This is a genomic window from Frankia sp. CeRuru1, from assembly GCF_977966315.1.
This window is the reverse complement of the sequence record NZ_CDWWEW010000062.1, coordinates 1-12,368: the sequence shown is the minus strand read 5'-3', so window position 1 is coordinate 12,368 and position 12,368 is coordinate 1. Positions and strand designations below refer to the sequence as shown.

The following is a 12,368-nucleotide window of genomic DNA, read 5'->3' as shown; positions in this document are numbered from 1 at the left end:
ACGGTATGCGGCTCACCGGCGCGCTCGTCACCCACTACCACGCTGATCACATCGGCGGAAACGCGTTCGGCATGGAGATCGAGGGTGTCCGCCAGTTGCTCGGCCGGCAGAACGTCCCGATCCACGTCAACCGGGCCGAGGCGGAGTGGGTACGGCGGGCGACCGAGGTCTCCGCGTCCGATCTGGTCGAGCATGACGACGACGACGTGGTGATGGTCGGGGAGATCCCCGTGCGGCTGCTGCACACCCCCGGCCACACCCCCGGCAGCCAGTGTTTCCTCGTCGACGACCGGCTCGTTGCCGGGGACACCCTGTTCCTCGAGGGCTGCGGCCGGATGGACCTGCCCGGTGGCGACGCGGGACTGATGTACGACAGCCTGCGTCGGTTGGCCGCGTTGCCGGACACCACCACCGTCTTCCCCGGCCACCAGTACTCTCCGCAGGCGTCGGAGGATCTCGCGGTGGTCAGGCGGATGAACCACGTCTTCCGGCCGACGAGCGCCCAGCAGTGGAAGGCGATGCTGGGCTTGTCCTGAATCCCGCGGTCGACCGGGTCGCCGCCGGGAAGACCCTCGTGTTCGCGGAACCGCATGGTCGACAAGGCGAGGAGCCCCGTATGGCAGCCCCGGTCCGTGCCGCCGCCCTGCAGCTCGGCTGTCCCGACGAGGAGAACGCGGCGGACCGGGTGCGCAGGGTGCTGGGGGAGATCCGGCGGACCCAGGCGGACCTGGTCGTCCTCCCCGAACTATGGGTCACCGGCTATTTTCACTTCGATCGGTACGAGGCGGAGGCGGAGGCGTTGACCGGGCCGACGGTTACCGCCCTGCGGGAGGCCGCCCGGGAACGCGGATGCCACCTGGTGGCCGGCAGCATCGTGGAACGGTCCGCCGACGGACGGCTTTTCAACACGACCGTGTTGATCGGTCCGGACGGGATGATCCGGCATGCGTACCGCAAGGTGCACCTGTTCGGCTACGGCTCCGCGGAGGCTCGGTTGCTGACGCCGGGTGCCACGGTCGGAACCGTCCCCACCGAACTCGGCGTCGTCGGGCTGGCGACCTGTTACGACCTCCGGTTTCCCGAGCTGTTCCGGCTGCTGGCCGAGGGCGGTGCCGAGATCGTGGTGGTGGTGTCGGCCTGGCCGTTGGCCAGGCTGGACCACTGGCGCATGCTCACCCGCGCCCGGGCCATCGAGAACCAGGTGTACCTCGTCGCCTGCAACGCCGCGGGCCGCCAGGCGGGCCGGGAGATGGCCGGGGCGAGCGTCGTCGTCGATCCGTGGGGAGAGGTGCTTGCCGAGGCCGGCCCGCGGCCCACCACGGTGCGCGCGGAGCTGGACCCGGCCCGACCGGCCGCCGTTCGTGCCGAGTTCCCGGTGCTCACGCATCGCCGGCTAGGGCTCGACCACCAGAACCGGCTCGACCCCGCGTATCCGCTCGACCTGGCCGGGCGTGGCGAGGCCTTTCTCGACTTCTGGCGGGAGCGGCACCTGTGCAGCCTGACCACCGTCCGGCCGGAGGGCAGCCCGCACGTGGTCGCCGTCGGCGCGACGCTCGATCCGGCGGCGGGCATCGCCCGGGTGATCACATCGGCCCGATCCCGCAAGGCCCGCCTGATCGCGGCGGGGCCGGCCCAGGGCACCCCCGTCGGGCTCTGCCAGATCGACGGTCGACGCTGGTCGACGCTGGAGGGACTGGCCGTGCTCCGGGATGATCCGGTGAGTGTGGCCGACGCCGAGTTCCGCTATGCGCAGCGTTACCGCACGCCGCGGGCCAATCCCCGGCGTGTCGTCGTAGAGGTGCGGATCACCCGCGTGCTCGGCAGCGTCTGACCCTCAGGGGCCGAGGGGAACCGCCACGGTGGCCGGGAGAACCGGATCCCCGCTCCCCGTGGCGGCCGTGGGTGCCGTGGCGGCCGAGGCGGTGGCCAGTGCCGCGGATGGTGCCGGCGGGCCCGGCTGCGTGGGTATGGGAGCCGCACCGGCTCGGGGCATCGCTCGCCGGCCCCGGGGAGTCTTTCCCCAAGGCTTCGCGATTGACAGCACCGTCGCCGTGATGAACAGGACGTTCATCACACTGGCACCGAGGACGATCGCGACGGTCGGAGCCGTGTAGGCGACCTCCCCCCCGTCCGTCGCCTGTCCGGCCCGCACGATCAACGGGCGCATCACGGAGCCGCCGAGTATCACGGCAACGACGGTGATGACGAGTTTCGTCGCCACCCACCAGTGCCGCAGCAGTCCCCATCTCGTTTTTACCGAGATCACCACCCCGGTGACCAGGGTGAGCAGAGCGAGCGGGATATCGAGGACCCGGTCGACGACGTGCATGAGCTCATATGCGGAGTGCCGAAGACCGGCATCGGCCGCCGCGGTCGAAGCCAGGACAAGCTGTGCGAACGCCACGCCATTCCAGCCGACACCCACCAGCACATGCATTGCCAACAGGGTGGTGCGCATCGGTTTACGCAGGTGGCGGCACCGCTCGTGCAGGGTGGGTCCGGTCCGACCGGGTCCGGTCGCCGATGCGCCGGCCGTCGAGGCCACGGCGGGTACGGGATTCCCGGAATCGGCTGTCTCCGCAGGATCGGCCGTCGGTGCCGGACCGCGCGGTGATGCCGGGTCTGCCGGGTCTGCCGGTGCCGCCGGACCGGCAGGCGTCGCGCTGGCGGCCGGGTCGGTGCCGGCTGCTGGGCCCGTGCTGTCCGCGGTCTCGAGTGGCGTCGAACCGGCTGCGGTGGGCACCGCCCCGGCGGGGGATGCGGTCATGCGGACGTCTCGGGCAGATTCATCGTCCGATTCTCTCCGTCACTAGATCATCAAGTGAGACGATTTTCAGGCGTCCTGGGATGGCTCTCCGAGCAGCGGATCGAAATAGTACAGCCAATCGGTTGGCCCGGTCTGACACAGGTGACCAGAAGCTACTTTCACAATTTAAATGCAACCGAGCTCGGGCTGTGTACGGATCATGGTATAGAAAGATTGATCATCAGTGGTGTGGGCTTCCGGCGCCGCCACCTTTACGCCCGGTCGGTCGACGGCTCGACCCGTGCGCAACCCACGCGCATGGGACCGGTCCGCTCCACAGCGGCCCGCGGAGGGCGGGCTGCGGCAGGTGACCCCGACGGGGAGCGGGCCGGTCAGGCTGGTGGGATCCGAATCCCTGACCCGGGTCAGGGATTCGGGGTGGGACCGTCCGGTTCGGTCTGCTCGGCGAGGAAACGCTCCAAAGCCTCGCCGAGTTCGTCGGCGGTCGGCAGCGGCTGGACGTCGTCCGTGGTCGGCAGGCCCGGCCCGCGCCGTCCGCGCTGGTAGGCGTCGTACTGCTCTTCCAGGGCGCTGACCAGCGCGGCGGCCTCGCCGCCCTTGGCGATCTGGCTGTCGACCTCGTCCTGGATGGCAACCGCGGCGGAGCGCAGCCCGTCCAGCGGGAGCAGGAGCCCGGTCGCCTTCGACACCGAGGTCAGCAGGACCTCGGTGGCCGCCGGATAGGTCGTCTGCGCCAGGTAGTGCGGGACGTGGACGGCGAAACCCATCGCATCCCGGCCTTCCCGCCCGAGCTCGAATTCCAGCAGGTGGCCGGCGCTGCCAGGGACCTGTAGCCGGCGCAGCCAGGGCTCATGCCCCACGATGAGGTCCTTACGGGTCGCGTGCGCGCTCACCACCGACGGGCGGGTGTGCGGCACCGCCATCGGAATCGCGTTCAGCCCGACCGTCAGACGGATGCCGAGCCGGGCCACGAGGCCTCGCAGCGCCACCGTGAACCGCTTCCACTGCAGGTCTGGCTCGGGCCCGGCCAACAGCAGGAACGGAGTGCCCGCCTCGTCCCGCAACAGGTACAGCGCGAGGACGGGATCTTCGTAACTCTCCCAGTGATCCTCGGAGAAGACCATGGTCGGCCGGCGGGACCGGTAGTCGAGCAACTGGTCGATGTCGAAGGTGGCGAGCAGCCGATGGTCGAGCGCGGTCATCAGGTGCTCGCCGGCCAGGCTGACCGCGCCGCCAGCGTCGACCACCCCGGTCATCGCCTCCAGCATGACGGGACGGCCGAGATCGATCGAACCGCCGGCCAGGTCCTCGACGAGATCGTAAAGTGCATCGGGATCAAGCACGGGTTGAGGTCCTCCTCACGCCACGGGTCGCGTCCGTCGTCAGGAAGAAGCGTGGCGCGCGCCTCCTCATTCCACCGGCTTATTCCACGGGCCTGTCGCGGCCCGGGGATGCCAGCGAGCCTCGTCACACAGGCGATGCGACAATTTTACCGGTAAGGAGCGATTCGCCGGTGGGTGGTGACGGGCTGTTATCGCAACCCCGCTAGGCTGTCAGGAACGCTCCGGGGCCGGACTGGACCGAACCGGCGTGGTGTGTCCGGTCGTCAGGCACATCCGCGCGGCGGAAGGTGACACGGGATGATCGAAGCGCAGGGATTCACGGCCTCACCGGGGCACACTGACCTCGGACGGCCTGGCAGCGGTCTGGAAGCCATCGACGTGCGCCGGATTGAGGCCGTGTGCGCGCCGCTGCGCGCGTTGCACACCGAGGGTCTCCTCGCCGGCCTGTTCGACGGCCTCGACGAGGTGGCAGCCCTCGTCGATCTGGTGGCACGGTACTGTGTCCTGGACCACGCGGCGCTGCTGATCGCCGTGGACGACTTCGAGGCCGCGCTCGCGGCGTTGCCCGCTCTCGGCGTGCGGCCGAGCACGCTGGTGCCCAGCGTCATCGTGAAGGCCCGGCTGGCCGAGCGCTACGCGGTGCGCGCGGAGCTGCTCGACGTGCGTCTCACCCACGCCGCGCTGCGGTCCAGTGCGGGCGCGGACCGCACGTTGGAGATCTTCATGCTCCGGCGGACACCTGGGCTACCGGCCGGGCTCATCGAGCAGGAACGTGTGTTCGAGCTCGAGCGGCACTTCGCGATGCGGCTCCCGGACCCAAATCTGGTCATCATCGAGGGACTGCGCTGGGTGTTGCGGACCCGGGCCGAGTTCCACTGGGACGGTGGCGGCTACAATCCGCATGACCGGCCGGCTTCCGGAGGTACGAGCGTGCTGTACTTTTTGCGTCTCGCGCCGGACGGTGAGGGAGGTGTCCGCCGCGAGCGGCTGGAAATCAAGTTCTTCGGCGATTTCTCCGCCATCGCGGACACACATCTCGCCCCGCGCGCCGACGGCGCGCCCGCGTGGGAGGTGCCGCCCGGTGCGCCGCACGCATGGTCAACCCGCCCACGTAGGCTGTGATCAGCACGCCGGGCGCCCGCCGCAGCGGTGACTCCGCTGGAGGACGAGCACGACTCAGGCCCCCACCTCCTCAGGCCCCGAGGAGCAGCGCCCAGACCACCAGGCTCACGAACGACAGCGGAACCCCGACTCCCACCAGCAGGCTTGGCAACGGTGTCGCGAGTTCGTGACGGGCGGCGATGAGTGCGCCGGCGACCATCGGGGGCATCGCCACCTCGAAGAGGGCCACCCGCACGTCATGATCTCCGACGGTCCCCGTCAGTGCGTAGATCCCCACCACGAGCGCGGGCGCGGCGACCAGCTTGATGCCGAGGCCGAGGGCTAGCTCTCGCCACCACACCCGGACCGCACGCACCTGGAGTTGCAGACCGATGGAGAACAGGGCGAGTGGGGTGAGGGTGCCACCAAGCGACCCCAGCGCGGCGTTCAGCCAGTCCGGGAACGTCACCGGCCGCAGGACGAGCGCGGCTACCAGGGCGATCAGCGCCGGAGCGGTGAGGACCCGACGGGCGAGCTCGGCGCGGGAAAGCGATGCGCCGGCACTGATCGTGACCGTCCCGAGGACCACCGTGTTCAGCAGCAGGAAGGAACCGAGCTGATCCACGAGCACGGCGACCGGGACCGACGACGCGCCGAAGAAGGCGGTCACCATCGGGATGCCGACGAAGCTCGTGTTCGCCACTGCGGTTGTGGCGATCAGGGCGACGACGACCTCCCGCGGCATCCGCAACGCTCGTCCGGCCAGCACGTAGCCGGCCGTCGTCAGGATGAAGAGCAGATAGGGCGCGGCGATGACGAGCGCGAGGTTCGGCGGGAAGACGATGCCGTGCATGGCGCGCAGCGTCAGAGCGGGCAGGGCCACGTCCAGCAGCCAGATGTTGATCACATGGGCGGTGTCCGCGGGCAGTCGTCCGCGGTGCCGGACCCCGATGCCCGCCACCAGGCCGACGAGGAGCACGATCAGTGCGGACATTCGGCCATCGTGGCAGCCGGGGTTCCCGGAAGGCGCCGGGATGCGCCGGGCGTGGGACAGGCCACGCGGCCGGCCTGGGGCGGGGACCGGCGCGCGGATGGATCACGGCCGGTGGGTCCGGCGGCGCCGGTGCCGTCGCAGTAGCCGGGGCAGCAGGATGTTGGCGGCGAACAGCACGGCGGCGAGGACGTAGTTGCCCGCACCCAGCCGTTCCTGGCCGGGCAGGGGAAGCAGCGTGTACGTGATCAGAACAACGGCGGACAGCAGCAGGGTGCCGACCATCACCCCGCCGATCCAGGGGGGCGAGTCGGTCATCGAACGGGACCGCCGGCCCGCGGGCGACGGTGTCACGCCACCTGTTTGCACGGGTCTTGCTCCTCGATGTGACCGGCGTTCTGTTGTCAGCGTATATGACACGTGGCAGGCTCACTGTCCAGTTGTGGTGCGCCGTCAGGGGTTTTCGCCCCGTGGTGGCGGTCGGCGCGGTCGGCGGTCCAGCCGGCAAATCGGAGGTACCGATGGCGGCACCTGTCCTCACCGCGCCTGGCGGCCTCGCCTGGCGGGACGGCAAGCGGTACATGTGGCTCACCGCGATCATCGTCCCGTTGCTGGCCATCGTGGGATACGGACTGTGGCATCGAACGGGTGTCGGGCTGCACTGGTGGATCACCCCGCTCTTCGTCTTCGTCCTGGTTCCGCTGCTCGACATGACCACACCGCCGGATCCGGTCAATCCACCGGAGGAGATCCGGGCCGCGCTGGAGGCCGACCGTTACTACCGCCGGTGTACGTATCTCTACCTGCCGCTGGCGGGCGTCGGCCTGGTGCTGGGCGCCTCGGCCTGGGCGAACGGCGACCTGTCGTGGTCCGCCCGGATCGGAGTGGTGGTGTCGGTCGGCACCGTGACCGGGGTGGGCATCACCACCGCGCACGAGCTCGGCCACAAGCGAGGGATTTTCGAGCGGTGGTTGGCGAGGTTGATGCTGGCGCCGACCGCGTACGGTCACTTCTCCGTAGAGCACAACCGGGGCCATCACGTGCGGGTAGCGACGGCGGCGGACCCGGCGAGTGCCCGGTTGGGGGAGAGCTTCTGGCGGTTCTGGCCGCGGACCGTCGTCGGTAGTCTGCGTTCCGCCTGGTCGCTGGAGGCTGCCCGGCTGCGGTTGCGCGGCCGACGGGTCTGGTCGGTGCGCAATGAGGTCGTGCTCGGCTGGTTGCTCACCGCAGTGTTGTTCGCGACGCTGGCCGTCGCGTTCGGGCCGGCCGTGCTCGTCTTCCTCGTCGCCCAGGCGGCCTTCGGGTTTACCTTGTTGGAGGGGGTCAACTACATCGAGCACTACGGCCTGGCCCGGGAGCTGACCCCGAGCGGGCGTTATGAGAAGGTCGACCCCCGGCACAGCTGGAACAGCGACGCCGTGATCAGCAATCTGGCGCTCTACCAGTTGCAGCGACACAGCGATCACCACGCCAACCCGACCCGGCGCTACCAGGCGCTGCGGTCCTTCGAGGCCTCTCCCCAGCTGCCGGCGGGGTACGCTACGCTCCTGCTCGCGGCGTATCTCCCGCCGGTGTGGTTTCGGCTGATGGACGACCGCGTCGTCGAGCATTACGGCGGGGACGTCACCCGGGCGAACCTGCACCCCGCGCGCCGGGCCGCTCTGCTGACCCGGTACCGGCCGCCGTCCGGGCCGCCGCCGTCCGGTACCGAGGCCGACGGGCCTCCGTCCCGGGGCGGTGCTCGTGGGTGAGCACTTCCTCGAAGAACGCACGGTAACCGCGCAGAGTCGTCCGCGGGATCGCCGGTCGGCAAGGGTTCCGACGGGGATCTGTCAGCTCTGGCCGGATTCCTCGGAGGTGCTCTGCTTGGCGGCGGCGTCCTGATCGGCCGGCCGAGGAGGAGCCGAGCCACCGAGATGCGCGGGCAGCCACCAGTCCGGCTCGCCCGGCGCGGGCCGCGGGTAGCGGCGCTGCGCATCGTCGAGCAGCTCGTTCATCACCTTCTCCAGCAGCGCCGTGCCGTCGCGGCCCTTACCCAGTTCCGTGGGCTGGACGGGCCTGCCTACCGTGATCGAGACGCGGACGCCGATCGCGTCCCGCAGGCTGAAGGGCCGTCCCTTGGTGAAAATGCGCTGGCTGCCCCAGAGAATCACCGGGATCACCGGCACCTTCGTGTGAGCGGCCATCCGGGCCGCCCCGGTCTTGAATGTCGCCAGACAGTAACTCGGACTGATCGTCGCCTCGGGGAAGACGCCCACGAGTTCCCCGGCTCGCAGTGCGTCGAGGGCGTGGCGCAGAGACGCCGCGCCGGCCTCCCGGTCGACCGGGATGTGGTGCATGCCGCGCATGAGCGGCCCGCTGATCCGGTGGTCGAAGACTGCCTTCTTGGCCATGAACCGGACCAGCCGACGCTCCGCGATCCAGAACGGCAGACCCGCGAGCGCGAAGTCCAGGTACGAGACGTGATTGATCAGGACGATGCCGCCCCCCGATGCCGGGATGTTCTCCGTGCCCTGGATGTCAAGACGCAGGCGCAGTGCGCCGAAAAGTCCCCGCACCATGCTGACCACCGGCCGGTAGACGTACTCCGCCACGACGGGCCACTCCTCGATGTTCCTCGCGGTCTCACCGGTGTGCCGAATGCGACACGACCTTACCCCCACCCCCTGACACCGGTCGTCGTGGATGTCCGGCGATACCGCGGTCCGGTTTCACCGGAAGGCGACATCGCGTGCGGGCGGGGGGCAGGATCGATGATGTTCGTATCAGACGTCTGTGGAGGAGCGGGACCAACCGCGCGGATGAGGGAGAGACAACGGAAATGGAGATTCTGCGCCGGGGCATCGCGGCGCAGCCGGCGCCGCCGCAGTGGGTGCTCGTCGTTGCCGCGATTCTGGCGGCCCTGACGGTACTCAGCGACCGCCTATGGCCTATATCTAGACATGTGATAACAATTGCACACGAAGGTGGACATGCCCTGGCCGCGGTCGCGACCGGGCGCCGCCTGGCTGGCGTTCGGCTGCATTCGGACACCTCCGGAGTGACCGTGTCCTCCGGGCGGCCGACCGGTGCGGGTGTCGTCGTGACCGTCGCCGCCGGCTACACGACACCGTCCCTGCTCGGTCTCGGAGCTGCGGGCCTGCTGGCCACCGGCCGGACGAGTCTGCTGCTGCAGTTGTGCGTGGCGCTGCTGCTGGCGATGCTGCTCGTGATCCGCAACGGTTTCGGGGCCCTGTCCGTGCTGGGGAGTACCGCGGGAATCCTGGCGGTCTCCTGGTTCGCGCCGCAGAGCGTGCGCGCCGGATTCGCCGCGTACATTGCGTGCTTCCTGCTGTTGGGCGCGATCCGCCCGGTGATCGAGGTGCAGCGGGGGCGCCGTCGGCGCCGGGCCGGGGATTCCGATCCGGATCAGCTCGCACGGCTGACCGGACTGCCCCCGACGCTCTGGGTCGGGTTCTTCGGCCTGGTCAATCTCGGCGCGCTGGCCGGTGGCCTCGCCGCGCTGTTCGGGTGACTTTCGCGTTCGGGTGACTTTCGCGTTCGGGCGACCCTCGCGTTCGGGCGACCTCCGCGCGGAACCTGCGAACTGTCGGACCCGGGTGCCACACTGGCGCCATGTGCGGTCGGTACACCCAGAAGCTGAAGACCGACGACCTCGCCGCGGCGATGTCCGCTCACGACGAGACTGCCGGCGCGGTGACGGAGAACTACAACGTGGCGCCCACCTCGACGATGCCGATCGTCGTCGCCGAGCCGTGTGAGCTCCCGGACGGCGCTCTTCGGGGTGAGGCGCACCTCCCTCCGGCCGGGAAGCCGCCTCCGGCCGGCCGGACCGAGCGGGTCCTTCGCCTCGCGACCTGGGGGCTGGTGCCGTCCTGGGCCAAGGACCGGACGATCGGCGCAAAGATGATCAATGCGCGGTCGGAGACGGCGGCGACCAAGCCGGCGTTCCGGTCGGCCTTCGCCGCACGGCGCTGCCTCGTCCCGGCGACCGGGTTCTACGAGTGGTTCCATCCGGGTGGTGGCTCGCGGCGGGGGCAACCCTTCTACATCCGTCCCGCGGGCCATCCCGCAACCGGCGGGATCTTCGCGTTCGCGGGTCTCTACGAGGTCTGGCGCCGGGGTGAGGCCCCGCTGGTGACCTTCACGATCCTCACGACCGGAGCCGCCGCGGGGCTGGAGTTCCTGCACGACCGCTCGCCGGTGATCCTGCCCGAGGCCGCCTGGGATCGCTGGATGGATCCCTCGGTCCGCGATCCCGCCGCGTTCGCCTCGCTGCTGCGGCCGGCGCCGGCCGGGGTGGTCGCAGCGCATCCGGTCGCAGCCGAGGTGGGCAGTGTCCGGAACAAGGGTCGTCATCTCATCGATCCCGTCGAGATCGATCCGGTGGTCGCCGCGGCCGTCGCGCAGGCGGGCGGGCGGGCGGCTCTCGCGGTGGACCCGGAGCGGTCCGGTGGTTCCGTCGGCGGTGGTGCCGGTTCGTCCGCGCGGGTGGGCGGCACCGTCGATCTGTCGTTGTTCGGTATCGACCCGGTTGATACCCCCGTCAATGCCCCGGGCAAAGGCACTGCCGCCGGGCCGGGAGGCGGGTGACCCGGCGGGCGCGCTCGGCAATCGCGGGTTGATCCGCCGGAAATCCGGAGAACGGATGGTCGCCGGAGGTCAGGAGTGACCGCGCGGGCGAAGCGCGAGCCCGAGCGCGATCTCGGTGACGCCGGTGACGATCAGTTGGATTCCGAAGATCACCGCTAGTGCCATGATCGTCGCTCCCGGCCAGGTCAGCGCCAGTACGCCGAGGACGATACTGAGCGCGGCCAGGATGAGCGGACCGGCGATGCCGCGACCGGTCCCGCGCGAGGATCTGCTCGCCCAGGTCACCAGGGCCCGGACGACCCCGGTGATGATCAGTATCGTGCCGACGAGCAGCGCGACGACTCGGAGGGTGGCTCCCGGCCACAGCAGCACGATGACGCCGCCGACCGCAAGCATGATCCCAAACAGGGCAGTCCCCGCGGTGTTCTCCGACCGGACCGCGGCGATCGTCTCGCTGATGCCGGAGAGCACGAGTGCCACCCCGGCGAGGACCGCCAGTGTGCCGGCGGTCGCGAAGGGGTTCGTGATCAGTAGAAGTCCCAGCACGGTGACCGCCGCACCGAGCAGGAGCAACGCCGGCCACAGCGCGCTGGGGGCTTGCTGACGTCGGTGCTGCCGGTAGATCGTGGCCATCGAGGCACCTCCCCGGGTCGGGGCTCCGCCCGGAAATGCGCGGGCCGCTCTCGTCAGAAGGTCTCTACCCGGTTCTGGTGAGCCGCTACCGCGACTCATACTCCCGGCCGGCTGCCGGCGGGGTTGGTGCGCCGTGGAGGGTTCGAGCGGTCGGATCCGTTTCGGAGGCGTGCCCTCCAGGGAGTCGGACCGACCGCCACGCCGTGATCAGCTATCGGAGATACTGATCGCCTCGGTTGGGCAGGAGTCGACAGCCTCCTGGAGGTCGTCCCACCTGGCGTCGTCGGGTTCCTCGTCGAGGAGGTAGAGGAAGCCGTCGTCGCGGATCTCGAACACGTCCGGGACGAGACGGACACAGGTTCCGCTGCTCGCGCAGCGGTCGTAGTCGACAGTCACGCGCATCGGCGCACCTCCCAGTGGTGCTCCCACAATCAGTGTCGAGCGGACCTTACCGCCGAGCCCATGGCTGCGACAGAACCGGGACCCCGGCAGGCCACTGGGCGGGGGCTGTGGACGACGGGCGGCTGTCCACAGGACGGCGGCAAGCGGAGCGGGAGCCGCCGTGATCGATCTACGGTCCAGCCATGGTCGAATCCACCCCTGGTCCCGGGTACCCGCCGCCGGCCCCGCCGCCGCGCTTCCCCGTCCGCGCATTTCCGTCTGAACCGTCCGTTTCGTCGCGATGGCCATCGCTGGACCTGCTGCCGTCGGACGACGCCACCGTGCCGCTGCGTCCGCCGGACCCACCAGTAGACGGCTCGGCTGGTGGATCCCGCCGCGTTCGCGACGCCACGTTCACCAAAGACGAGCAGGAGATCGGTGGCGACGAGTCCGACCTGGTCGGGATTCGCGAGGGCGTGTTCCTCGATGAGGACCGGGCCGCCGACGGATGGGCCGCGGACGAGCTCGCGGCGGACGGGGCCGATCTTGGTCGGCCGGT

Annotated in this window: 14 protein-coding genes; 7 read left to right on the top strand and 7 right to left on the bottom strand. The window is 70.0% G+C overall.

Annotated elements, in window-relative coordinates; translation table 11 throughout:
* The coding region (locus AC08OP_RS07155; protein WP_476613467.1) for an MBL fold metallo-hydrolase at positions 1-536 on the top strand (536 nt) is incomplete at its 5' end.
* Between the two features lie 80 nt (positions 537-616).
* On the top strand, positions 617-1,831 hold the full coding sequence (locus AC08OP_RS07150) for a nitrilase-related carbon-nitrogen hydrolase (protein ID WP_476613466.1): 1,215 nt from the start codon (positions 617-619) through the stop codon (positions 1,829-1,831).
* A gap of 3 nt (positions 1,832-1,834) precedes the next feature.
* Here AC08OP_RS07150 and AC08OP_RS07145 read toward each other — a convergent pair whose 3' ends face one another.
* The gene (locus AC08OP_RS07145) at positions 1,835-2,545 is read right to left on the bottom strand and encodes a hypothetical protein (protein WP_476613465.1); all 711 of its coding nucleotides are present in this window, start codon (positions 2,543-2,545) and stop codon (positions 1,835-1,837) included.
* 626 nt (positions 2,546-3,171) lie between these two features.
* Entirely contained in the window at positions 3,172-4,110 is a 939-nt protein-coding gene (locus AC08OP_RS07140) for a proteasome assembly chaperone family protein (protein ID WP_476613464.1), read from the bottom strand.
* Positions 4,111-4,407: 297 nt separating this feature from the next.
* Here AC08OP_RS07140 and AC08OP_RS07135 point away from each other — a divergent pair, with 297 nt between their 5' ends.
* Positions 4,408-5,232 carry a hypothetical protein gene (locus AC08OP_RS07135; protein WP_476613463.1) on the top strand — a complete coding sequence of 275 codons (825 nt, stop codon included), beginning with the start codon at positions 4,408-4,410 and terminating at the stop codon, positions 5,230-5,232.
* 70 nt (positions 5,233-5,302) lie between these two features.
* Here AC08OP_RS07135 and AC08OP_RS07130 read toward each other — a convergent pair whose 3' ends face one another.
* Positions 5,303-6,205 carry an AEC family transporter gene (locus tag AC08OP_RS07130; RefSeq protein ID WP_476613462.1) on the bottom strand — a complete coding sequence of 301 codons (903 nt, stop codon included), beginning with the start codon at positions 6,203-6,205 and terminating at the stop codon, positions 5,303-5,305.
* Between the two features lie 102 nt (positions 6,206-6,307).
* Entirely contained in the window at positions 6,308-6,520 is a 213-nt protein-coding gene (locus AC08OP_RS07125) for a hypothetical protein (protein WP_462188273.1), read from the bottom strand.
* A 203-nt stretch (positions 6,521-6,723) separates the two neighbouring features.
* Between AC08OP_RS07125 and AC08OP_RS07120 the strand changes: the two genes are divergently transcribed.
* Positions 6,724-7,953, top strand: coding sequence for an alkane 1-monooxygenase (locus AC08OP_RS07120; protein ID WP_476613461.1), 1,230 nt, complete (start codon positions 6,724-6,726; stop codon positions 7,951-7,953).
* An 81-nt stretch (positions 7,954-8,034) separates the two neighbouring features.
* On the opposite strand, the gene AC08OP_RS07115 is transcribed toward AC08OP_RS07120, so the two are convergent.
* On the bottom strand, positions 8,035-8,796 hold the full coding sequence (locus tag AC08OP_RS07115) for a lysophospholipid acyltransferase family protein (protein WP_476594928.1): 762 nt from the start codon (positions 8,794-8,796) through the stop codon (positions 8,035-8,037).
* Between the two features lie 227 nt (positions 8,797-9,023).
* On the opposite strand from AC08OP_RS07115, the gene AC08OP_RS07110 reads away from it, so the two are divergent.
* Both AC08OP_RS07110 and AC08OP_RS07105 read left to right on the top strand, forming a co-directional pair.
* Entirely contained in the window at positions 9,024-9,716 is a 693-nt protein-coding gene (locus tag AC08OP_RS07110; RefSeq protein ID WP_476613460.1) for a M50 family metallopeptidase, read from the top strand.
* A 101-nt stretch (positions 9,717-9,817) separates the two neighbouring features.
* On the top strand, positions 9,818-10,795 hold the full coding sequence (locus AC08OP_RS07105; protein ID WP_476613459.1) for an SOS response-associated peptidase: 978 nt from the start codon (positions 9,818-9,820) through the stop codon (positions 10,793-10,795).
* A gap of 69 nt (positions 10,796-10,864) precedes the next feature.
* Here the strand turns inward: AC08OP_RS07105 and AC08OP_RS07100 are convergent, their stop codons facing one another.
* Together AC08OP_RS07100 and AC08OP_RS07095 are read right to left on the bottom strand one after the other, a co-directional pair.
* Positions 10,865-11,428 carry an HdeD family acid-resistance protein gene (locus AC08OP_RS07100; RefSeq protein ID WP_476613458.1) on the bottom strand — a complete coding sequence of 188 codons (564 nt, stop codon included), beginning with the start codon at positions 11,426-11,428 and terminating at the stop codon, positions 10,865-10,867.
* Between the two features lie 207 nt (positions 11,429-11,635).
* On the bottom strand, positions 11,636-11,830 hold the full coding sequence (locus tag AC08OP_RS07095) for a ferredoxin (RefSeq protein WP_476613457.1): 195 nt from the start codon (positions 11,828-11,830) through the stop codon (positions 11,636-11,638).
* A gap of 320 nt (positions 11,831-12,150) precedes the next feature.
* On the opposite strand from AC08OP_RS07095, the gene AC08OP_RS07090 reads away from it, so the two are divergent.
* Positions 12,151-12,368, top strand: a 218-nt coding sequence (locus tag AC08OP_RS07090) for a hypothetical protein (protein ID WP_476613456.1), incomplete at its 3' end; no start/stop codon positions are given.

What these genes read in the sequence shown, in the direction of transcription:
- AC08OP_RS07135 (WP_476613463.1), top strand. Translation starts at nt 4,408, where the DNA reads ATGATCGAAGCGCAGGGATTCACGGCCTCACCGGGGCACACTGACCTC.
- AC08OP_RS07095 (WP_476613457.1), bottom strand. Translation starts at nt 11,830, where the DNA reads ATGCGCGTGACTGTCGACTACGACCGCTGCGCGAGCAGCGGAACCTGT.
- AC08OP_RS07100 (WP_476613458.1), bottom strand. Translation starts at nt 11,428, where the DNA reads ATGGCCACGATCTACCGGCAGCACCGACGTCAGCAAGCCCCCAGCGCG.
- AC08OP_RS07120 (WP_476613461.1), top strand. Translation starts at nt 6,724, where the DNA reads ATGGCGGCACCTGTCCTCACCGCGCCTGGCGGCCTCGCCTGGCGGGAC.
- AC08OP_RS07110 (WP_476613460.1), top strand. Translation starts at nt 9,024, where the DNA reads ATGGAGATTCTGCGCCGGGGCATCGCGGCGCAGCCGGCGCCGCCGCAG.
- AC08OP_RS07105 (WP_476613459.1), top strand. Translation starts at nt 9,818, where the DNA reads ATGTGCGGTCGGTACACCCAGAAGCTGAAGACCGACGACCTCGCCGCG.
- AC08OP_RS07130 (WP_476613462.1), bottom strand. Translation starts at nt 6,205, where the DNA reads ATGTCCGCACTGATCGTGCTCCTCGTCGGCCTGGTGGCGGGCATCGGG.
- AC08OP_RS07150 (WP_476613466.1), top strand. Translation starts at nt 617, where the DNA reads ATGGCAGCCCCGGTCCGTGCCGCCGCCCTGCAGCTCGGCTGTCCCGAC.
- AC08OP_RS07125 (WP_462188273.1), bottom strand. Translation starts at nt 6,520, where the DNA reads ATGACCGACTCGCCCCCCTGGATCGGCGGGGTGATGGTCGGCACCCTG.